The sequence below is a fragment of the Sporolactobacillus vineae DSM 21990 = SL153 genome, from assembly GCF_000377985.1.
In the GTDB taxonomy this organism is placed as follows: domain Bacteria; phylum Bacillota; class Bacilli; order Bacillales; family Sporolactobacillaceae; genus Sporolactobacillus; species Sporolactobacillus vineae.
The window spans coordinates 267,345-288,315 of record NZ_KB899043.1; the positions used below are offsets into that span (position 1 = coordinate 267,345).

18 protein-coding genes and 1 other annotated feature are annotated in these 20,971 nt (G+C 51.9%); of the genes, 5 read left to right on the forward strand and 13 right to left on the reverse strand.

The genetic code is table 11. The annotated features are described in order from the left end of the window. Nucleotides 1-120: 120 nt before the first annotated feature. The 5 genes from murC to D889_RS0103615 form a co-directional block, all read right to left on the reverse strand. The gene (gene murC, locus D889_RS0103595) at nucleotides 121-1,434 is read right to left on the reverse strand and encodes a UDP-N-acetylmuramate--L-alanine ligase (protein ID WP_010630459.1); all 1,314 of its coding nucleotides are present in this window, start codon (nucleotides 1,432-1,434) and stop codon (nucleotides 121-123) included. Nucleotides 1,435-1,718: 284 nt separating this feature from the next. Continuing rightward, entirely contained in the window at nucleotides 1,719-4,106 is a 2,388-nt protein-coding gene (locus D889_RS0103600) for a DNA translocase FtsK (protein ID WP_010630460.1), read from the reverse strand. A 36-nt stretch (nucleotides 4,107-4,142) separates the two neighbouring features. Next, a complete protein-coding gene (gene ytpR, locus D889_RS0103605; protein WP_010630461.1) occupies nucleotides 4,143-4,772 on the reverse strand; it encodes a YtpR family tRNA-binding protein in 630 nt (209 codons plus the stop codon). 77 nt (nucleotides 4,773-4,849) lie between these two features. After that, entirely contained in the window at nucleotides 4,850-5,668 is an 819-nt protein-coding gene (locus D889_RS0103610) for a DUF1444 family protein (protein ID WP_010630462.1), read from the reverse strand. A 132-nt stretch (nucleotides 5,669-5,800) separates the two neighbouring features. After that, nucleotides 5,801-6,328, reverse strand: a complete 528-nt coding sequence (locus D889_RS0103615) for a DUF84 family protein (RefSeq protein ID WP_010630463.1) — start codon at nucleotides 6,326-6,328, stop codon at nucleotides 5,801-5,803. A 126-nt stretch (nucleotides 6,329-6,454) separates the two neighbouring features. Here D889_RS0103615 and D889_RS0103620 point away from each other — a divergent pair, with 126 nt between their 5' ends. Further along, nucleotides 6,455-6,775 carry a hypothetical protein gene (locus D889_RS0103620; RefSeq protein WP_010630464.1) on the forward strand — a complete coding sequence of 107 codons (321 nt, stop codon included), beginning with the start codon at nucleotides 6,455-6,457 and terminating at the stop codon, nucleotides 6,773-6,775. A 9-nt stretch (nucleotides 6,776-6,784) separates the two neighbouring features. Here the strand turns inward: D889_RS0103620 and trmB are convergent, their stop codons facing one another. The 4 genes from trmB to thpR form a co-directional block, all read right to left on the reverse strand. Next, the gene (gene trmB, locus D889_RS0103625) at nucleotides 6,785-7,429 is read right to left on the reverse strand and encodes a tRNA (guanosine(46)-N7)-methyltransferase TrmB (RefSeq protein WP_010630465.1); all 645 of its coding nucleotides are present in this window, start codon (nucleotides 7,427-7,429) and stop codon (nucleotides 6,785-6,787) included. A gap of 128 nt (nucleotides 7,430-7,557) precedes the next feature. Next, nucleotides 7,558-8,352, reverse strand: a complete 795-nt coding sequence (locus D889_RS0103630; protein ID WP_010630466.1) for a phosphotransferase family protein — start codon at nucleotides 8,350-8,352, stop codon at nucleotides 7,558-7,560. Between the two features lie 242 nt (nucleotides 8,353-8,594). Then, nucleotides 8,595-9,329, reverse strand: a complete 735-nt coding sequence (locus D889_RS0103635) for a hypothetical protein (RefSeq protein ID WP_010630467.1) — start codon at nucleotides 9,327-9,329, stop codon at nucleotides 8,595-8,597. A 136-nt stretch (nucleotides 9,330-9,465) separates the two neighbouring features. Continuing rightward, nucleotides 9,466-10,020, reverse strand: a complete 555-nt coding sequence (gene thpR / locus D889_RS0103640; RefSeq protein ID WP_010630468.1) for an RNA 2',3'-cyclic phosphodiesterase — start codon at nucleotides 10,018-10,020, stop codon at nucleotides 9,466-9,468. Between the two features lie 255 nt (nucleotides 10,021-10,275). Here thpR and cysK point away from each other — a divergent pair, with 255 nt between their 5' ends. From cysK to D889_RS0103655, 3 genes are all read left to right on the forward strand, one after another. After that, the gene (gene cysK / locus D889_RS0103650) at nucleotides 10,276-11,208 is read left to right on the forward strand and encodes a cysteine synthase A (protein ID WP_010630469.1); all 933 of its coding nucleotides are present in this window, start codon (nucleotides 10,276-10,278) and stop codon (nucleotides 11,206-11,208) included. A gap of 373 nt (nucleotides 11,209-11,581) precedes the next feature. Continuing rightward, nucleotides 11,582-11,800: a DeoR family transcriptional regulator gene (locus D889_RS15355; RefSeq protein ID WP_010630470.1), complete on the forward strand. Its 219-nt coding sequence runs from the start codon at nucleotides 11,582-11,584 to the stop codon at nucleotides 11,798-11,800. 163 nt (nucleotides 11,801-11,963) lie between these two features. Beyond that, complete coding sequence (locus D889_RS0103655; RefSeq protein WP_010630471.1) at nucleotides 11,964-12,365, forward strand: hypothetical protein; 402 nt, start codon at nucleotides 11,964-11,966, stop codon at nucleotides 12,363-12,365. 131 nt (nucleotides 12,366-12,496) lie between these two features. Here D889_RS0103655 and D889_RS0103660 read toward each other — a convergent pair whose 3' ends face one another. Both D889_RS0103660 and leuS read right to left on the reverse strand, forming a co-directional pair. Then, nucleotides 12,497-14,104 (reverse strand): putative polysaccharide biosynthesis protein, encoded by a 1,608-nt coding sequence (locus tag D889_RS0103660; protein ID WP_010630472.1) that lies wholly within the window; start codon nucleotides 14,102-14,104, stop codon nucleotides 12,497-12,499. Between the two features lie 286 nt (nucleotides 14,105-14,390). Next, the gene (gene leuS, locus D889_RS0103665; RefSeq protein ID WP_026038967.1) at nucleotides 14,391-16,814 is read right to left on the reverse strand and encodes a leucine--tRNA ligase; all 2,424 of its coding nucleotides are present in this window, start codon (nucleotides 16,812-16,814) and stop codon (nucleotides 14,391-14,393) included. Between the two features lie 68 nt (nucleotides 16,815-16,882). Beyond that, nucleotides 16,883-17,122 (reverse strand) — a binding site (T-box leader). Between the two features lie 166 nt (nucleotides 17,123-17,288). Between leuS and mnmL the strand changes: the two genes are divergently transcribed. Next, nucleotides 17,289-18,251, forward strand: a complete 963-nt coding sequence (gene mnmL, locus D889_RS0103670) for a tRNA modification radical SAM protein MnmL/YtqA (RefSeq protein WP_010630474.1) — start codon at nucleotides 17,289-17,291, stop codon at nucleotides 18,249-18,251. Nucleotides 18,252-18,342: 91 nt separating this feature from the next. On the opposite strand, the gene D889_RS0103675 is transcribed toward mnmL, so the two are convergent. After that, nucleotides 18,343-19,413 carry a tetraprenyl-beta-curcumene synthase family protein gene (locus tag D889_RS0103675; protein ID WP_026038968.1) on the reverse strand — a complete coding sequence of 357 codons (1,071 nt, stop codon included), beginning with the start codon at nucleotides 19,411-19,413 and terminating at the stop codon, nucleotides 18,343-18,345. Between the two features lie 217 nt (nucleotides 19,414-19,630). Then, nucleotides 19,631-20,863 (reverse strand): methionine adenosyltransferase, encoded by a 1,233-nt coding sequence (gene metK, locus D889_RS0103680; protein WP_010630476.1) that lies wholly within the window; start codon nucleotides 20,861-20,863, stop codon nucleotides 19,631-19,633. Nucleotides 20,864-20,971 lie beyond the last annotated feature (108 nt).

Consider the following 20,971-nt stretch of genomic DNA (forward strand, 5'->3'; position numbering starts at 1 on the left):
TTTTTCTATTCGCTTTTTTTCAGATCGAACGGTTCCGGAAACGAGTCATCTGAAAAAAGTTCTCATTATATATTATCATGGAATAACCGCAAAAAAAAGGAGAAGGGGGGACACCTTCTCTCACGGATTGAGCAATTTCTTATATTCACTCTGGTATTTCTGAATATCCCCGGCACCCATAAACAGGAGCACACTATGATGGAACGTGGTCAGCTCTTCAATATTGCTGTTGTGCAGGATGTGTGAACCCGGGATCCGGTCCTGCAGATCATGAATCGACGTTCTGCCGGTCTTTTCCCTGGCAGAACCGAAGATATCGCAGAGATAGACATCGTCCGCCGTTTTCAGCGTCTCAGCAAATTCGTCCATAAACGTCATTGTCCGGGAGTACGTATGCGGCTGGAAAATGGCCACCAGTTTCCGGTCCGGATATTTTTCCCTCGCCGCCTGCATGGTCACCCGGATTTCTGTCGGATGATGCGCATAATCATCAATCATCACCTGATCGAATTTATGAAGGCGTGTTTCGCTGAATCTGCGCTTGACGCCTTCAAACTCAGCCAGACGTTCCTGAATCAGCGTCAGCGGCACATTCATGTAATTGCAGAAAGCAATGACGGCCAGGGCATTCAGTACATTGTGCTTCCCATACCCGCGGATTTTAAAATGACCATACAGGTCGTTGCGAATATAGGCATCGAATGTGGTACCCGAATCGTCGGCCTGGAAAACCACATTCCGCGCCTGAAAATCATTATCCTCATTGAATCCATAATAAATAATCGGCACATTGGATTTGATCGTCTGCAACTGTTCATTATCGCCACAGGCAAAAATCGCCTTATTCACTTTCAGCGCCAGTTCCTGGAAAGCACTGACAACATCTTTCAGATCTTTATAATAGTCCGAATGGTCAAATTCAATATTCGTGATGATGCAATAATCTGGTGTGCTGTGAAGAAAATGCCGTTTGTACTCGCAGGACTCCCAGATAAAATACTTTGCATTCTCGCTTCCCGACCCGGTTCCGTCACCGATCAGATACGATGTCGGCGCAAATTTCTCGAACACGAATGAAAGCATTCCGGTCGTCGACGTCTTGCCGTGTGTGCCTGTCACCGCCACACTGGTATACTTTTTTGCCAGGTCGCCGAGAAAATCATAATACCGGCGGACCGGTACATTCAGTTCCCGGGCACGGACAATTTCTTCATTGGTGTCGGGAAAAGCATTTCCGGCAATCACGGTTTCATCCGGTTGGATATTCGATTTTGAGAAAGGCAGAATTTTGATCTGTTTCTCTTCCAGGGCTTTCTGCGTAAAGAATCGTTTTTCTACGTCAGATCCCTGAACTTCATTGTGCAGGCCCTGAAGAACCTGTGCCAGTGCACTCATTCCTGTACCCTTTATCCCAACAAAATGGTACTTCGTCATAAAATGACCTCCATAACATGCTTCATCATTCATTCATGCAGAGACATTGCAGTATACTCGTTGTTGCCAAGATGAGTGCCCGCCGCTGCCTTAACCCGGATGGCTGCGGCACCCGGACCTTTTTTTCAGAATAACGGTCCGGGCTGTTTTCATCCCGGACCATCGACCCGACACTTATTTTAACCTTTCTCATTCAGGTTGTAAAAGCATAATTCGACGGGGTTCAAAATTCCCTGAACAGGCGTGATTTTCCTGAAAAAGCACCAGGTGCGCAGTTTTGCCGGTTACCGGTCTGTGTGATGTTCTCCGGTAATCAGGACACGTCGCGGCTTACTGCCGTTCGCACCGGAAACCACATTGCGGGATTCCAGATCCTCCACCAGACGTGCAGCCCGATTGTACCCGATCCGAAAGTGGCGCTGAAGGCTGGACACCGATGCCTGGCCTTGTTCGATGACAAACGCCGCAGCATCATCCAGCAAGTCATCTTCAGAGTTCCCGGCGTCCTCGATCCGTTCATGCAGGTCTTCCGCTGAAAAAAGGTAATCAGCTTTTTGAGACGCAGCGCTGCTGGCAGCGACCCGGTTAATCTCTTCATCCGAAACAAAGCATCCTTGCAGGCGCTGCTGGCCGCGCATCCCATTTCCGGAAAAAAGCATATCTCCTCTTCCCAGCAGCCGTTCCGCTCCGCCGCTGTCGAGAATCGTCCGGGAGTCTGCCTGAGAAGATACACTGAAGGCAATTCGTGTCGGAATATTCGACTTGATCAGCCCGGTAATCACGTCCACCGACGGCCGCTGTGTTGCCAGGAGCAGATGAATTCCTGCAGCACGCGCTTTCTGGGCGATGCGGCAGACCGACTCTTCAACTTCCTGAGGCGACGTCATCATCAGATCGGCAAGTTCGTCGATGATAATCACGAGATAAGGAAGTGTTTCTCTTCCCACGGCTTTCAACTTCTTATTATAACCTTCAATGTCACGGACGCGTTCTGCCGCAAATTTACGGTAACGCGTCTCCATTTCGTCGACCGCCCATTTCAGAGCGAGTGCTGCCTCTTTCGGTTCCGTGATGACCGGTGCGGCAAGATGGGGGATCTGCTGGTACGGCGCCAGTTCGACAACCTTCGGATCAATCAGAAGCAGCCGCACATCCGCCGGTGAGTTTCGATAGATCAGGCTGATAATCAGCGAATGGATGCAGACACTCTTTCCGGATCCGGTTGCACCCGCAATCAGGCCATGGGGCATCGTTGCCAGATCAGTGACAATCTGATTCCCGGCAACATCCTGGCCGAGGGCCACGGTCAGCGGCTTCCGGCTCTCCCGAAAGGCTTTTGAACTCAGAATCTGTTTCAGAACAACCGGTTTGCGAATTTCGTTCGGTATCTCAATGCCGACAATACTCTTCCCCGGGACCGGTGCAATTCTGATTTGCCGGACGGCCAGACTCAGCTTGATATCTTCAGAAAGCCGCACCACTTTATTGATTTTTACACCCGGATGAAGCTGTATTTCAAAACGCGTCACACTCGGTCCCTGAACATAACCGGTCACTTTTGCAGCCACATGGAAGTTTGTCAGCGTCTCCGCAAGCCGCTGCTGCTTTTGGCTGATCCACGTTCCACTGTCCCCGCCCGTTTCCGGCGGATCGTCCAGCAGACTGAGCGGCAGACGCAGCGAGCCATACCGGTTGCCGCTGTTTGGCGCCGCATTGTTCGCGAATGACTGCTGCAGCGGACGGGCAGGACGCGAAGCAGCTTCCCGGTCCTGCCGGAACATCAGTACATTAAAAGGCACTCTCGATGCGGTTCCGGAATGATGGATCGAACGGTTCAGCCGGGTTCCCGCCGGAACAGGCTGATCGGTTTCTACTTGCCTGGTACCGGCACCTGTCTCGCCGGCCTTATGTACGCTTGCTTCATCACGATCAGCATGGTGTTCCGCATGCAGCGAGTCAGATTCCTGTTGCACCGGATCGTCTGCTGTACCCGGACGGCGCAATGAATCATTTGCGGCCCGGCTGTCCGTCGCCGTCGATGCTGCTGCACGTGCAGCAGCATCGTCCTGCGCCGCATCCCGCTCATTTTCCGGAAGCCGTGTTAGAGAGGGCTTTTCAGTCACTTCAGAATCCACAACCGGCCCGTTCCCGTGTGGCGTCAGTAATGGCGGAGCGGCTCGCTTCTCTGCCGCTTTTGCTTCCTGAATCTGCTTTTTCTCCTGAATCTCTTTATCCGGATTAAGATAAAAATCACGATGCTCATCGGTGCGGTAAAAATTTTCAGGCGGTTTCCTGTAGCCGAAGATCGGGGATGGTACCTTGCTCGGCCGGAACCGCTGCCGGATCGTCGGTTTATCTTTTACTGTCGGCGTTTCCGGCATTTTCGGGATTTTCGGGATTTTCGGCGCATCCGGACGTACAGCAGGCGAAGCCTCCGGGATACCGTCATCCTGAGTTTTCCGGTTCTGAACCGGGCTGCCGGAGACTTTTCTCATCCCGTCCGGGTATTGGGACAGCATCCTGACCTTTACTGTGTGACGAGCATCATGGAAGCGCCCGGTACCGAAGGAATGGCCGTTCTCGGGCTCCTCCGGCCGCAGCCGCTGCTCTGGATCCGCATTTTCTTTTAAATCATCATCAAAAAGTCGATGCCACCAGTCTTTCCAATTCACAGAGTCCGCCTCCTTTTGCCGTCATTCAGTGGTTCATCAGGCCATTTTCATTTCCTTATTGAAGTAGGCGTAAAAATCGAGTCCGGGCGTCACACGGTTATCAAGAATCAGAATGCCGCGTTTCTGCGGTGCACCGGGAAGGCCAAGTTCCCGTGCCGAACAGATCATCCCGTCGGACGCCACACCGCGCAGCACTGAAGGCCGGATGATCTGGCCATTGGGCATCAGGGCGCCTGTCCTTGCCACAACAACCTTCTGTCCCTGACCGATATTCGGCGCACCGCAAACAATCTGCAGGTTTTCCTCACCGACATCAACCCGGCAAATATGCAGGTGATCGGAATCCGGATGCTTCTTCAGCGATACAACATAACCGGTGACGATATGGGCATGACGGTCTGCTGCCAGTAAATCCTGAAAACCGGCACCGGTAATCTTCTCATTCAGCTGGTTCAGGAGGATGCTGTCGGGAATGATGCGGCCGCCGGCCTGACCGGTGCCGAGTATTCCCGAGGCGGTGAAAAAATTGTATCCCAGCGTTTCACCGGATTCCGGATCAAAAATCCGGGCAACATCCAACCGGCGTTCAAACGCTTCGCCGGTACCTTCTTTCAGGTAACAGATCAATGTGTCACCAATACTTTGCTTGTTATAATAAAGAATCATCTCTTGCTTTCTCCTTCCAATGGCATGAATCTTTTCGCATCACAAACGTGTCGCTCCTGGCACCGGAAGCCCGCCGGTCAGCGATTATCCTTACGCTGTCCTGGCTGAGGCCGTCTGTTGGCCATGATAAATATGGGTTCAAGCTGTCCCTGATCATAGATAAACGGAAGCAGGCTGACCGGAACACGGCCCTCCGCATAGAATTTCATGACCATCTGTGCCAGAATATCGTAGCCTTCCGGATTAACCAGATCGGCAAAGATCAGTACATCCTGATGAGGAACAGCGACGGCCAGATCCCCATGTGCTTTGGCTTTCATCATATTCAGCAACTGCCGGTTGAGAATTCTGCTGGCATCGTACCCGTCATTCTCATTTATAAAGTAAAATACGTTGTGCCGGACCATGTCCTTCTTCGGGCTGGCCGGCAGTGCCGTCAGATTCGCAGCTGCATCTCTTGTCACCTGACTGCTGTCCATGCCTTCTTCTTCCGCCCAGGATTCATCGATCATCCGATAGGCTTCACCCAGATCGAGCACATAAAAGATGCGGGTTTCCGCAGTGTGCGGCCGGGAGATCAGACGTTTTCCGGATTTTGTCTTCTGCGGAAATGAAGCGGACCGGACAACCGGAAAGATCCGGTTCTCATGGCCGCGAAGATGAAGCGTTGTATGCAGTGCGGCGAGTCCCTTGCGGATTGTCCGGATACACTCATCCACCGCATTCTCACCGGTCTGTTCAAATTGCCTCAAAAGGTCCGGCAGAGACACGCTGAATCCCTTTCCGGTTTGTTTATCCTCAATACGCAATTTCCCGGAGCGGCTGTCAAAATGGATAGTCCGGCCGTCAGTGTTCAGTTCATCCGTTATTTTTTGTCTCAGTTTGTGAAGATCCACAGACGATCAACCTTCTTTATTCTCCATTAAGATCTGCAGTGTGGTGTTTTTAAACAGTTAAACTCATTTTATCATAGATCACCGCTACAGTGCTGACCGCAAGCTGCCCCGTGCTTCATGCAGGTGCAGTTGTCAGTTCCGGCTGTGGGCATAAAGACCGCCGATCAGCCGGAGAATATCCAGAAACATATCGCTCCGGGTCACGCGCCCGTCGGTCAGAATACCGATTGTCCCGCCATGCTGATGAACATTTTTCTGATGGACATAGTCGTCGACGACATCGCCGAGTTCCCGGCCGTCAAGAATGCCCCTGGAAAGCGCATCGGGAAGAACGATTCTTGCTCCTCCCGCCGTAATGATGCGGCCGGAACGATCGGCGGCCGCACCCCAGTTCACCAGAAACATTTGTTCATCCAGCATGCTGACGCCGCCCTCCAGTCCGATGCCGAAAGTCACTTCCGGATCAGCCGCCAGTACGGCGCGTGCCCGGTTCATTGCCCCGAGACGGGTCTCGTGATCGCTCATCGGCATCGCGGAGACGCCGGTAGCCACGTCGTACCCGGTCACTTTTGCAGTCAGGCCAAACTCTGCAGCATAGCGTTCGACCGCATCAAGTTTCGCCGGATTCAGCGTACCGACGCCGATTTTCATAGTTGTCATGCGTACACTTCCATTCTGTTCAGCCGGAAGACCCGGCGGTTTTTCGATGAATCACTTGGTTTCAGGCGATGTTCCGAATATACTTAATGGAGCAGGACAACGCCAACATGTATCGGAGGGGCAATTATGAAACGAAACATCGGTTCAATCATCCTTGCGGCAGCTGCTGCCGGTTTTACCGCCGGCTTCATACTTGAAAAACAGAACAAAAAGAGACCGCTCACACCTGAGAAAGTCCTCGAGCTTGTGAAAAAGTCGTTGCAGAACAAGCTGCCGGTGAACGGTGTCTGGATTTTTTTATCCCCGCATGAAGTCATCCGAAACGACCTGAAGACATATGCCTATCAGGGCGGCCTTACCGTCAAGAAGGGTGAGGGCGTAAAACATTATGATTTCGTTGCCGATGCGGAAACAGGCAGCCTGATCGACCTGAAGGCACAGCGATAAGGCTGTGGTTCAGTCGCTGCAGACTGCCTCACAACGATAGATTCTCTGCCCTTTGTCCGTAAATTTTTCCTCATATTCCGTCATCACGTTATCCTTGGCATCGCGCGCATGCTGAAGGTCAAGACTGATATTCCGTAACAGGAAGCCATACTGTGAAAAGCTTTCAAGGGAATACTCAAAAAGCCCCTGATTGTCGGTTTTGAAGTGGATCACGCCGTGACTTTTCAGGACATATTCATACTGTGCGAGAAAAGCCGAATACGTCAGGCGCCGCTTTTCATGCCGCTTCTTCGGCCAGGGATCACAGAAATTGAGATACAGATCGTCGACCTCGTCCTCCGCAAAAAAGTCTGTGAGCCCGCGGGCATCTTCATTGATCAGCCGTACATTGGTGGCACCGGCCTCAAGACACTTCTCAAGTGCCGAAACAATGATACTCTCATTCAGTTCAATGCCGATAAAGTTTGCATCGGGACGTTTCTTCGCCATCCCGATAATAAACTTGCCTTTTCCTGTGCCGATTTCCACACACAGCGGGGCTTCGCGATGAAAGACTTCGCCCCATTCGCCGTTATAATACCTGGGCGACGGGATGACAATGTCGGAATGTTTCTCCAGTTTACCCCTTGCCCATGGTTTATGACGTACTCTCATAATCAGGTTCCCCTTTTTTCATGCGTGAAATTTCCGCTCTTCGACCCCCCCAGTGCCGGCTGCGGCTGTCCGAGCAGAATTCCGTTAGTTCCTCATTTATTTAATGACTTCAGACCGTATGCTGATCGTCAGCCGATGTGCACAGCATAATCATTCAGCCAGAGAAGGTCTTTTTCAAAAAGAATCAGCTTCTTTGTATCTGCGTGCTCCTGATGCCAGAACATAAACCGGAGTGTCATTGCAATCATGTGCCAGACCAGCCGGAGCTGAAGTGAGGAATTCAGTTCCCAGCCGTACAGTTTCAGCCACTCGCCCCATTGATCCTCTTCCACGTACCAGTAAAGCAGCATCGCCAGATCCATCGCCGGATCGGCGATGACCGCCTGATCCCAGTCAACAAGGTAGAGGCTGTTGTCGCTTGTATTCAGCAGCCAGTTATTGCGGTTGACGTCGCTATGACAGACAAATTTCTCCTGGTGGTCCGCTTGATCCGCCGATTCCAGAAGAAAACGTATCGACTTTTGCAGCCCGGGGATTTCTCCCCGTCCGCCTGCCCTTGCCGCCAGCTCGCCGGCAATTTGCCGGGTTGACACAGGACGCTTGCCCAGGCGTTTTAACATGTTCAGGAGCGGCACCGACGTATGGATTTTCTTCAGCAAGGCAGCCACTTCGGCCGATTTCATTTCCTCTGTCTTCAGCACTCTGCCGTTCATCCACTGCTGGGCGGTCAGTACATCGCCATTGTACATGCGCCGGGTCCACAATAATTTTGGAACAATGCCCTCTGCGGATAAAACAGCGAGGAACGGCGATGAATTCCGTTTGATAAATAATTTGTTTTCGCCTGAAGTGGCCATATAGGCTTCACCGGTCAGACCTCCGGCGGATGAAAGCTCCCAATCCTCACTGTCGAAAAACTTCATCGGACAGGCCACCTTTACTGCAAATATCAGAGTGCTGCACCACAGGAACCGGCAACATTTCACTTCTCCGGCTTCCCTGAGCTGTCCATATCGCGGATACCGTCAATTTCATATATGAATAATCGTTAGAATAAAGATAAATCTGCATGAATCAAAATATATCACTTTCCGTCGAATCGGACAAATATTTATTTTTGATCAGTTTCCGGGATGAGGATCCTGAGTGTCATGGTATTCCCTTTTTACAGCGGGAAGCGGGATTCATCAACCGTCTCAAAATGAGCCAGCAGCGCTTCTGCCGCCAGAACCTGCCCCTTCTTCAGGATCAGGGAATGTCTGGCTATTTCATCCAGCCAGTTTCGCAGACTGCGCCGGTCCACCAGGGAAACCCCGCGGTCATCCGGGACGAATTCGATAAAGCTTTCCGTACTCAGAACAGCAGATGCCGTTCTCATCTCAAGCCCTTCCTGTTTCAGAAAAGCATCTATGACTTTCTGAGTACGTTTCAGGGAGATCAGCGGACTGATCAGTGTACGTTCACCGCCGCTGATAATTTCCCGCCATCTGCGGCCGGAGATTTCCTGGAAAACACTTCCTGTTTCCCCCGGCAGTGACAGGATACACCAGACGACATCGTTTGTAATCAGCAGTGAATCCAGCTGGACGGCTCCGGATCGTGTCAGAAGGACGGGCTTATAGGCAATGAAGGAAAGATCATTGATCTGATGCAGCAATTTTTGAACCCACAGAGCCCGCTGCATGTCATCGGGACAGGCCGACCGCCGATCCGCGGTCCGTGTGGCCCAGTCCAGCTGCATCCGGAACAGCCAGTGTTCAAAATTACGCCCTGTTCCTTCCTGCCGGTCGTCCCATTCGGCGGCCCGTCTGCTTTTCAGTCTGAGAAATCGGCCTGCATAGCGCAGCACATCATTCTGATAGCGTGAAACACATTGACCGACCTTGATCAGCTGAGCCATAGTCCCACCTTTTCTTTTAAGCTCTTACGGCGAGTTTATCTTCTCCATGGATTGGAACGAAAAATAACCGCGAGATGTATTAAGTCTTAGTAAATCAGTTTTATTGTATCTCAAAACGAGGTGATGGGTAACACTGTCAGGACAGTTTGAGCGAAAAAGCTCCTTCTGAATGATATTCAGGTGTCTGTCCCGGCCAGATTGAATAAAGGACGATCCTGTCCGTGATCCATGACTGTCCTGCCGCCGCACACGCCATTGATCTCCAGTCTCCGGATTCACCGGACTGCCAGTTTTTGGCAAGCGTAATATGCGGATGGTACGGCCGTTTTTCCGTCCGGAAACCGGATTCATCCAGACTGCACATGAGATCACTGTGCAGTCTTATCAGCGAAGCGCTGGGTTCCGTGCCGAAGAAAATCACCCGCGGATGGCCCTTCGAACCGAAGCCGCCCGGGCCGGACAGTGTCAAATGGAAAGGACGATGCTTTGCAGCGGTTTCTGCAGACAGTAGCCGAACTTTTTCCAGCTGCTCTGGATCCAGTCCGCCGAAAAAATGCAGGGTGATATGATAGTCGCCGCAGCCCGTCCATTTTCGGTAGGCCCACTTGTCCTTCAGCAGATCGGCTTCCTGTTTCAGACTCAGACGGATGTGTTCCGGAATCGGAACGGCAAGAAAATAATATCTGTCCATTTGTAAGCACCTCCACGATTATCCTTTCCACCGTTCATTACAAAAGATTCAAAATCCTCATCTATTTTACCATGTAACGATCATTCCACGTTCTTAAATATGGAAAAAGCCAACTACGCCTGCCGGATGCCGGACAATCCTGTATAATGGAAAGAAAGCATGCAGGCGGTAATCCTTTTTCCGGCCGTTTGGCCGGTAAGCCGCTGTTTCTGATGAACATGTGTTTTTAGTTATCGAAGAAAGAGAGTGACTGTGATGGTTAAAGTGGCTGCAACGATGGCCGACCTGGTCGGCCAGACACCAATGGTCCGGCTCAACAGAATCCCTGATCCGAACGGTGCGACGATTTATGCCAAGCTTGACTATTTTAATCCGACAAAGAGTGTCAAAGACCGGGCGGCCCTGAATATGATTCTGGCCGCTGAAAAAGACGGCAGGTTAAAAAAAGGTGCGACGATCATCGAACCCACATCCGGAAATATGGGGATCGGGCTCGCGATGAACGCGGTTTCCAGGGGATACCAGGCAATGATCGTCATGCCCGATACAATGACTCAGGAACGGATTAAACTGCTGAAGGCATTCGGTGCTCAGGTGGTCCTGACACCGGGAAAAGATAAAATGCCGGGAGCGATTCGCAAGGCGCGTGAGCTTTCTCAGCAGATACCCGGCAGCTTTATGCCGATGCAGTTCTCCAACCCGGATAATCCGGAAGCGCACCGAAAAACGACGGCCCCGGAAATTATCGAGGATATGCGGACGCTCGGCAAACCGCTCACCGCGTTTATCGGCGCAGCCGGCACAGGGGGTACGGTTTCAGGAACCGGAGAAGCGCTTAAAAAAGCATTTCCGAAAATGACCATTCATATTTGCGAACCGGCCGGATCCCCGGTATTGACGGGCGGGAAACCCGGCAGACACAAAATTGTCGGGACAAGCCCGGGGTTTATCCCCGACACGCTTGATCTTTCTCTGATTAATGAAATCATACCCGTGACTGATGAAGATGCCTACGAAATCACCCGGAGGCTGGCACGCGAAGAAGGGATTCTCTGCGGCCCTTCTTCCGGAGCCTCTGTTTTTGTCGCACTTCAAGTTGCACGGCGTTTTAAACCCGATGACATCGTCGTCTGTATGATCAACGACACAGGAGAACGTTATTTGTCCGGAGATATCTTTCAACGCTGAAAGCGAAAAGGGTATCTCCCTTTTTTAGCCTGGTGTCTCTTCACAGCAAATGTTCAGGCAAAAAGGTCCATGAATCACTTCCGGACAGTGTGCTTCCGGAGAGAAAGAACAGACCGTGCGACAAATTTCACTGTAAACAGAAATTTTTCGTCAAAAACCGAACATTACCGAAGAGAAGATGATAATTATTTGACTTTTCACGATGAAGCGGTATATTAATTATAGTTAATTAATAGAATAGTTTCATTATTCAACTTGCATACCCTGAACTTCCATCATTCTGAATTTGGTCGTTGCTTCATCAGAGAAGCCGGAGAGATCCGAAATGGACCCGTCCGATTCTTTAATGATAAAACTTTCGGGGAGTGGTGATTTGAGTCCTTCAACTGATCGTATGTTAACTCGTGTAAAGTCGGTCTATTTATTTATTCGTAAACAAGGTCCGGTCTCAACGAAAGAACTGGTTGAAGAATTTGACATGACACAAAGAACAATGCAAAGAGACTTAAATATTCTTACCTATAACCGGCTGGTCCGAAGCCCAAAAAGAGGCCAGTGGGTGGTTACCGAAAGGAAAGTCAGAGTATCGTGAGCTGTTGTGAAACAGCTCTTTTTATTTTCGCCTACCTCGGCCTGATCTTATCCTGCCGTCACCGATCCGGGCGTTTGCCCCGAACTGCGGTCAATTTCAGGCTTCAGTCATAGACTGTTTACTGAACCGGCAATAAGGCATATGACCAGGGAGGAATTGATCAATGTTTCATCCATATGATCCACAGAATTACCCGGGAACTTTTTCGCCGCAGGACCAGACGGCTTCACGCCTGCCCGCAGGTCCGGAGGCTGCTGTTCCTCAGGGATTTGTCACAGACAGCTTTTCTCAATATCCGGATAGCCCGTCGGCAGCTTATTCTGTACCCGGAAATACATTTGAATGGTATGGTGCCCCTTCACTGCCCGACGACCGCCAGCCCCCCCGACCGCCGCAGCAGCAGCCCGGGGGTGACCGGCTCAGCCGGCTGGAACGCCGGGTGGACCGGCTGGAGCGCCAACAGGAGCGCCTGAGCCGGGAAGTGGACCGGATCGACCGGCGCCTGCGTGTTGTTGAACGGCGAATCGGCATTCCTGTTCCGCCCGTACCGTTTCCGCCGAGATGATGATCCTGTCGCAGTCAGAACGGTCTCGTCCTCTGACTCCGGATCATTTTTAACCAAACCTTCTCAGAAAAAAAACAGCCGTCCACCAGGATACCGGATCATCCCGGTCTCACGATGGACGGCTGTACTTATTAACCCCGTTTCCGGACGCTCAGGCGTGTTCCGCCTGAAATCCGCCGGAGCAATCCGGTCCACTTCGCCAGGGTGAGATAGACCGCTGCCCCGATCAGAACCGCCAGCAGCGTGATCATCAGGGCAGGCAGCCTTCCGCCCGGAATAGCACCGCCGGTCAGCATAAAGATGATTTTGATGATCAGCGCCATGATCCCTGTATAAGCGAGAATATGGACGATCTGCTGACCCAGCAGGGAGAATTGGTAATCTGTTGTTTTCCGGATCGCAATGAAGATCATGATAATGGAGACCGTATAACCGATATCTGTCGCGATGATCGAGCCGATCATCCCGAACAGTTTCATCGAGATCGGATTGAGCAGAATCTTGAGCAGAATGCCCGCACCAAGCGCTATAAGTGTAACAAACTGCCGGTTAATGCCCTGCAGGATCGACGCGCCGACCTGAAACAGGGCAAACAGGAGCGCGGTCGGCGCATACCAGCGTAAAATTTTTCCCCCGATCGCCAGTTGCTGGGGATCAGCTGTATATAGAAAACCATGGACCATATAGCCGAGCATCGATAATCCGACGGCAGCAGGGACGGTCAGAAAAAGAACAAGCTCAAATGCCTGGGTAATCTTCTCGTGGACCGCACGCAGATCTTTATTGGCAAAGGAAGAGATGATGGCCGGAACAGCACTGACTGCCAGCGAAGTGGCCAGAGTGACAGGAATCAGCACCAGTTTCTGGTCGTTCATCGTCAGGTCGCCAACAACGATATCCTTGATATCTTCCGAATAGGGCAGATAGTGGAACGCCATCATCTGATCGATCAGCTGGTACGCCTGCATCGCGATGCCGACAGCGACAAACGGTGCGGCATAGGTGATCAGTTCCTTGTACATCGACCAGAGCGACATCCGGTACCTTTGTGTCGTCCCCGCTTTTTCTGCCATCGCCGCAATTTTCCGATGGCGGGTTACCCAGTAATGAAGCACCACATAGAGACCGGCAACCGCACCGATGAACGCGGCAAAAGTAGCCAGTGCCGCCGCCGTAACTACCGAGCCGTGCAGGACGTTCATGACGACAAAAGAACTGACAAGTATGAACGCGACACGCATGACCTGTTCGACGACCTGGGAAACGGCCGTCGGCCCCATCGACTGAAATCCCTGAAAATAGCCGCGTAAAAGGCTCATCAGCGGAACAATCGTGATCGCAATACTGACAGCGCGAATCATCAGAACGATATTATCAAAATTCGCAGCAGGAATACCGTAGGCGTCTGCCAGTGCCGGAGCGCCCAAAAACAGAATCAGAAAACCCGCAAACCCGGCGGCGAGCATCAGGACAACGCCGGATTTCAGCAGCCTTCTTCCTGATTCATAGTCACCGAGCGTATTATATTTTGACACGAATTTAGAGACTGCCAGCGGCAGCCCAAGAGTGGAAATGCTCAGCATAATGGCGTAAAGCGTATAGGCATTGGCATAGAGATAAGAACCCTCGGATCCGGTGAGCCAATAATATGGAACCATAAAAAAGATGCCTAAAAAGCGCGAAACAACAGCGGCAACGGTAAGAATCATCGTTCCCCTGATCATTTTTGATGCAGCCATGAAAAGTACACTCCTATTAATGCGGCAGTTTCCGAGCCCGCAACTCTATGTATTTTACCACATTAATCCGGGTTTCAAATCACCCGGGTTTGTCGGATCGAGGAAAAATATGCCGACCGATGCAAAAAAAGATTGCCGCGGCAAGGAGCACCGGGCAATCTTCAGTCCGTTCATCTGTTTTTTCGGAATCGGGCCATTTCCCCTGTCCAGGCCGCCGAACCGTTTCGATGATCCACATAGAGACGAAACGGTCCCGCCTGTCCGGCTTGAACAGAATGAGCCGGCGTCATTTAGCGACGATATTCACCAGTTTATCCGGCACGGCAATGACTTTGCGCACCGTCTTGCCGGCGAGCAGTTCCGAAATCCGGTTCTCGCCCAGCGCCTTCTTCTCGAGCGCATCCTTAGGCGTTCCCTTATCCAGCGTCAGCCGGGCACGGATCTTGCCGTTGACCTGGACAATCACTTCGACCTGCTTTTCTGTCAGCCTGGACGCATCAAAGGTCGGCCACGATGATTTTTCAATCGACTGATTATGACCGAGAAGCGACCATATCTCTTCACAGATGTGCGGGCAGACCGGAGACAGCAGCTGTATGAATCCTTCAGCCATCCGTTTCGGGATCTTGTTCTGCTTATACGCATCGTTGATAAATGTCATCATCTGGGCAATGGCCGTATTGTAATGCATCATCGTATAATCTTCGGTTACTTTCTTGACCGTCTGATTATAGATCTTGTCAAACTCCCGGTCGGCCTGAACACCATCGGCAACATTGTCCGATAGATCACCGTCTGCCGAGACAAACAGTCTCCAGACGCGATCCAGAAATCTGCGGGCGCCGTCGATGCCCTTTTCCGACCAGGAAACCGCCGCATCAATCGGCCCCATGAACATTTCATACAGGCGAAGGGTGTCGGCTCCGTGTGACGCGACGATATCATCCGGATTGACCACATTTCCCTTCGACTTGCTCATCTTTTCGTGATTGCCGCCGAGAATCATGCCCTGGTTGACCAGTTTGTGGAATGGTTCCTTTGTCGGTACAATGCCGATATCATAAAGGAACTTGTGCCAGAAACGCGAATAGAGCAGATGCAGGACGGCATGTTCCGCGCCGCCGACGTACAGATCGACCGGGAACCAGTGCTTCAGTTTTTCCGGATCAGCAAGCTGTTTCTTATTGTGCGGATCAACGTATCTGAGGAAATACCAGCTGCTGCCCGCCCATTGCGGCATCGTATTCGTTTCACGCCGGCCTTTCTTTCCGGTTTTCGGATCGGTCACTTCAATCCAATCCTTGTCCTTGGCCAGCGGCGACTCACCGTTGCCTGTCGGTTTGATGTCCTTCATCACCGGCAGCCTGAGCGGCAGCTCGTCTTCCGATACCGTCGTGGTCGTTCCGTCTTCCCAATGAATAACCGGAATCGGTTCGCCCCAATAGCGCTGGCGGCTGAACAGCCAGTCGCGCAGCCGGTAGGTCACTTTCCGTTTGCCGACATGACGGGTTTCCAGCCAGTCGATCATCGCAGAGATGGCTTCCTGTTTGCCCATTCCGTCCAGAAAACCGGAATTGACATGTTTTCCGTCTCCTGTATAGGCTTCTTTTGAAAGATCACCGCCGGCAACCACTTCAACCACAGGCAGGCCAAATTTCTTCGCGAATTCATAATCACGGTCATCATGACCCGGAACCGCCATGATGGCCCCGGAGCCGTAGGTGATCAGGACATAATCGGCAATCCAGACCGGAACCTTGCGGCCGTTGACCGGATTCACTGCGTAGGCGCCGGTGAATGCGCCGGTCTTTGTCTTGTTCAGATCGGTGCGTTCCAGATCGCTTTTGACGGCAACTTTCTTACGATAGGCATCCACTGCTGCCTTTTGTTCCGGTGTCGTAATCTTGTCGACCAGTTTATGTTCCGGGGCAAGCACCATGTAGGTAGCACCGAAAAGCGTATCCGGCCGGGTGGTAAAAACGGTGACCGATGCATCCGGATGCCCGTCGATTTCAAAGACGACTTCGGCGCCCTCGGAACGTCCGATCCAGTTGCGCTGCATCTCTTTGATGCTTTCCGGCCAGTCCAGTCCGTCCAGATCTTTGATCAGCCGGTCGGCGTAAGCCGTAATCTTCAGCATCCACTGCTTCATCGGCCTGCGGATGACAGGAAAACCGCCGCGTTCGCTTTTCCCGTCAATGACTTCCTCGTTGGCAAGCACTGTCCCGAGTGCCGGACACCAGTTTACCGGTACTTCCGCCTCATAGGCGAGTCCTTTTTTATAGAGTTGCAGAAAAATCCACTGAGTCCATCTATAATACTCCGGATCCGTTGTATTGATTTCACGGGTCCAGTCATATGAAAAGCCAAGCGATTTGATCTGACGTTTAAAAGTGCCGATATTCTGCGCCGTGAATTCCTTCGGATCATGTCCTGTGTTCAGCGCGTATTGTTCGGCAGGAAGCCCGAAAGCATCCCAGCCCATCGGGTGCAGCACTTCGAAGCCCTGCATCCGTTTCATTCGCGCCAGAATATCGGTCGCCGTATAGCCCTCCGGATGGCCGACATGAAGTCCCTTGCCGGATGGATACGGAAACATATCCATTACATAATATTTCGGCTTACCTGAATGATCATCCGTTTTAAAAGTCTGATGATCATCCCAGTATTTCTGCCATTTTGCTTCGATCTTGCGATGATCATAAGCCAGTCCCATTGCGAATCCTCCCCTTTTGATCCACTCAACATGAAAATAAACCTCCCGTCACTGACACGTTTGTCAGGGACGAGAGGTTGTTAACAGATAGACTATTTCCCGCGGTACCACCCAGATTAGCATGCAGCCCGAACGCGGACCGCCGCTCACTTGATCCCGTAACGCAGGGTAACGGCAGAACTGTCCAGTCAAGGACTTCTGCAGCTCAGAGACGAGTTCATCACTTTATCCGGCCGGCTCGCACCTTCCGCCGGCTCTCTGAAGCGGATGCGGTGATTACTGCTCCCCGTCATTGCTTTTCCTGATTAATTAGGCTGTGTAATCCATTTTATGTATTCTCATGCGACATGTCAACAGTCTGCGACAATCAACCCTGTATTTTCTCTTCGCGCCCGCGTCCCTGCCTTTAAGTTTTCTCCGAACTCTGATAAAATTTTTCAGTAGATTACGGAAGGGGGGCTGCCACACATGCCCGAGAACGAACGGCCGGCCTTTTTCGGCTCTGAAAAACGTTTCTATTCCTGGAACACCTATCTGCGGAATCAGTTCGGAGAAAAAGTGTTCAAAGTCCCTCTTGACGGCGGCTTCGACTGCCCGAACCGTGACGGGAAAGTAGCCTATGGAGGCTGCACGTTCTGCGACCAGCGCGGATCGGGTGACTTTGCAGGAGATCGTCGCGATGATCTGGTCACCCAGTTCAAAACCGTCAAGGCAAGAATGCTGCAGAAGTGGCCGCATGCCAGAAAATACATTGGATTCTTTCAGGCATTCACGAATACCTACGCTCCGGTCAGCGTGCTCCGCGAGCGATTTGAAGTGATTCTGGAACAGGAAGGGGTTGTCGGACTGTCGATTGCCACACGGCCCGACTGTCTGCCTGACGATGTCGTTGCCTACCTGGCTGAGCTGAACCGGCGGACCTTTCTCTGGGTTGAGCTCGGCCTGCAGACCATTCATGATGAAACCGGCAGGCTGATCAACCGGGCTCACGACTACCAGTGCTTCATCGACGGCGTCCGGAAGCTGCGGAATCAGGGAATTCGTGTCTGTGTGCATATTATTGACGGACTGCCGCTTGAAACAACGGAGATGATGATGGAAACGGCCCGGGCGGTCGCCGGACTGGATATCCAGGGAATCAAAATCCATCTGCTGCATTTATTGCGAAAAACAGCAATGGTCCGGCAATATCAAAAAGGCATGGTGAAATTTCTCGATTTCCGGACTTACATTCAGCTTGTCTGTGATCAGCTGGAAGTGCTGCCGCCGCAAATGATCATTCATCGGCTCACCGGTGACGGGCCGGCGGATCTGCTGATCGGTCCGATGTGGAGCCTCAACAAATGGGAAGTTCTCGATGCAATCGATGCGGAGCTAAAACGGCGTGACAGCTGGCAGGGGAAATGTTACAAAGCACCGGTGATTCACTAGGCAAAGGGAAAAGCGGAAACAAACCCAATCTCATGCATAAGGTAAAGGTTAACAGCCGGGAGCAGGCGTTCACAGCTCCCGGCTGTTTTTCTCATGAGAAATTTTGCCGCAGTCTCCGATAAATCCATCCGTTGAGGAAGAAGAACAGACCGCATCCCCCGGAATGACGGATCAGTTTTCTGGCGAGAATCCGGACATTGCGCTGCCGGGCGACTTTCTTATCCGCCAGATAGATACCGAGAAGACCCCGGTTGATCATTTTATGGAAATTCCGATCCGGCATGTCCGCAATCGAGGTATCCGCCTCTTCGATGAAATGATTGAACCGCCGCATCATTTCTTCTTCGCTGTCGTAATAGAAGCAGAAATTGAGGTCCCCCTCTTTCCGGTCCTCTTCCTGATCAACAAAATAATCCATCAGAATATGCAGGCCCTGTACCCAGGGGAAATAGCTGCCCCGGATGATCCCGGTCAGGCGTGCCATCTCATCTCCGCGGGAAGCGGCATAACCGACAATGCAGAAGATGCCGAGTGTGGAACCGGAGCACGCAGCAAACTCATACCAGCTCATCTCAGGAAACCGCTCCTGATGTTTCCGGAACCAGGCAATCAGTCTCGGAACACGCTGATCCTTTCGGATATGTTTATACACCTGAAGATCGCAGTAAAGTCCGGCCAGTTCCTGCAATGATGCCCGGATAAGAGGATAGGCAGGCAAACGGGCCAGGACGCTCTGACAGGCAGTGACGAGCCCGTCAAGATACCCATCATCACCTAAAGACCCGCGAAACCGGTAATAGTCCGAATGCGGGGCGCCAGGCGTCAGTGCCTCGAGCATTGATGCATGAAGGCAGCGAAAATCTTCAGGATCCAGCGAGATACTCCGGTCGCACAAGTTGTCCAGATAATCACTGATCGTCTGGTAGGCAATGATAAACGCCATGACCTCCTTGCGCCGATCACCGGCAAGAAGCCCGTAGATGGCGCCGCCTTCACAGTGAAAGGTTTTCGTTTCGATGCTTGCCAGTGCCTGCCTGCGCAGTTCCGGATCCGGAATCTTTTCCGCCTTTTGCTGCCACGTGCCCAGGCGGCGATGCACTTCAGGGAGCACATGCCTGTAAATCTGCGACATCAGTCTGATTGGCGTTGTGGGTACAGCCATCGTCTCTTTGCTCCCTTCCGGACAGAATGTATTCTCCGTCTTCATTCCATTCGCAATGCTGCGGTAAATCTGTCTGTTGGCCACAGGACCCGGTCACTTCTTTATATCTATTATAGACACATCATAGAAATAAATCCCTTCAGCATACGTTATGTTCAGAAGCCAAAGAATCTCCGGCACAGTCTGCCGGAGATCCTGTTTTTCAAATCAATAAGTTTTAGTCAAGATGCGTTGCGGCAAAAGAACCGTTGCTGATCTGCTGTTTCAGCAGCTCTGCTTTATCTGTCTTTTCCCAGGGCAGATCGATGTCCGTCCGGCCGAAATGGCCGTATGCCGCCGTCTGCCTGTAAATGGGACGGCGCAGATCAAGCATTTTGATAATGCCTGCCGGACGCAGGTCAAAATTATGGCGGATCAGCTGAACGAGCTGTTCTTCCGACGCTTTACCCGTGCCGAAAGTATCGACGGAAATGGATACAGGACGGGCAACGCCGATGGCATAGGCAAACTGTACTTCACATTTATCAGCCAGGCCTGCAGCGACAATGTTCTTGGCTACATAGCGGGCAGCATAAGAGGCCGAGCGGTCGACCTTCGTAGCGTCTTTTCCGGAGAATGCGCCCCCGCCGTGGCGGGCATAACCGCCATACGTATCCACGATGATCTTTCGTCCGGTCAGTCCGGCATCCCCCTGAGGCCCGCCGATGACAAACCGTCCGGTCGGATTAATGAAAAATTTCGTCTCATCATCAATTAATCCTTCAGGAACAGAAGGGGCGATCACATGTTCACGAATATCTCTCGTAATCTGCGCCAGTGAGACATCGGGATCATGCTGCGTGGATACGACAATCGTGTCAATCCGTGCAGGATGCCCTTCTTCATCATATTCCACCGTCACCTGCGTCTTGCCGTCCGGGCGCAGATAAGTTAACTCTTGCGACTTGCGCACATCCGCCAGCTTCTTCGCCAGTTTATGCGCCAATGAAATCGGCAGCGGCATCAGCTCCGGCGTCTCGTTGACCGCAAAGCCGAACATCATCCCCTGATCACCGGCACCGATTGCTTCAATTTCATCATCCGACATTTTCCCCTCACGTGCCTCAAGCGCCTGATCAACGCCCTGTGCAATATCAGGGGACTGTTCTTCAATGGAGGTCAGAATGGCGCAGTTCGATGCATCAAATCCGTACTTTGCATCCGTGTAGCCGATTTCGCGGATCGTCCGGCGAACGATCTTAGGAATATCTACATAAGTCGATGTCGAAATTTCTCCGGTGACAAGGACCAGTCCCGTGTTTACTGCCGTTTCACAGGCCACCCTGGCGTTCGAATCCCCTTTAAGCAATTCGTCAAGAATCGCATCGGAAATCTGATCGCAAATCTTATCCGGATGTCCCTCCGTTACTGATTCCGAAGTAAAAAGCCTTCTGGAAAATTTTTTGCTCATCGTCAATCACCCAGCCTTTCAAACAGTATATGAGGTTGTCACTAATTGCGTCAAAGCTGCCGGCCAGGCGAGCTTCGGCGACTGCTGATCTCCCGCAGCCTGCCCGCA

What these genes read in the sequence shown, in the direction of transcription:
- mnmL (WP_010630474.1), top strand. Translation starts at nt 17,289, where the DNA reads ATGCCCGAGAACGAACGGCCGGCCTTTTTCGGCTCTGAAAAACGTTTC.
- D889_RS0103655 (WP_010630471.1), top strand. Translation starts at nt 11,964, where the DNA reads ATGTTTCATCCATATGATCCACAGAATTACCCGGGAACTTTTTCGCCG.
- D889_RS0103620 (WP_010630464.1), top strand. Translation starts at nt 6,455, where the DNA reads ATGAAACGAAACATCGGTTCAATCATCCTTGCGGCAGCTGCTGCCGGT.
- thpR (WP_010630468.1), bottom strand. Translation starts at nt 10,020, where the DNA reads ATGGACAGATATTATTTTCTTGCCGTTCCGATTCCGGAACACATCCGT.
- murC (WP_010630459.1), bottom strand. Translation starts at nt 1,434, where the DNA reads ATGACGAAGTACCATTTTGTTGGGATAAAGGGTACAGGAATGAGTGCA.
- D889_RS0103675 (WP_026038968.1), bottom strand. Translation starts at nt 19,413, where the DNA reads ATGGCTGTACCCACAACGCCAATCAGACTGATGTCGCAGATTTACAGG.
- cysK (WP_010630469.1), top strand. Translation starts at nt 10,276, where the DNA reads ATGGTTAAAGTGGCTGCAACGATGGCCGACCTGGTCGGCCAGACACCA.
- metK (WP_010630476.1), bottom strand. Translation starts at nt 20,863, where the DNA reads ATGAGCAAAAAATTTTCCAGAAGGCTTTTTACTTCGGAATCAGTAACG.
- D889_RS0103615 (WP_010630463.1), bottom strand. Translation starts at nt 6,328, where the DNA reads ATGACAACTATGAAAATCGGCGTCGGTACGCTGAATCCGGCGAAACTT.
- D889_RS0103660 (WP_010630472.1), bottom strand. Translation starts at nt 14,104, where the DNA reads ATGGCTGCATCAAAAATGATCAGGGGAACGATGATTCTTACCGTTGCC.
- D889_RS0103630 (WP_010630466.1), bottom strand. Translation starts at nt 8,352, where the DNA reads ATGAAGTTTTTCGACAGTGAGGATTGGGAGCTTTCATCCGCCGGAGGT.
- ytpR (WP_010630461.1), bottom strand. Translation starts at nt 4,772, where the DNA reads ATGATTCTTTATTATAACAAGCAAAGTATTGGTGACACATTGATCTGT.
- D889_RS0103635 (WP_010630467.1), bottom strand. Translation starts at nt 9,329, where the DNA reads ATGGCTCAGCTGATCAAGGTCGGTCAATGTGTTTCACGCTATCAGAAT.
- trmB (WP_010630465.1), bottom strand. Translation starts at nt 7,429, where the DNA reads ATGAGAGTACGTCATAAACCATGGGCAAGGGGTAAACTGGAGAAACAT.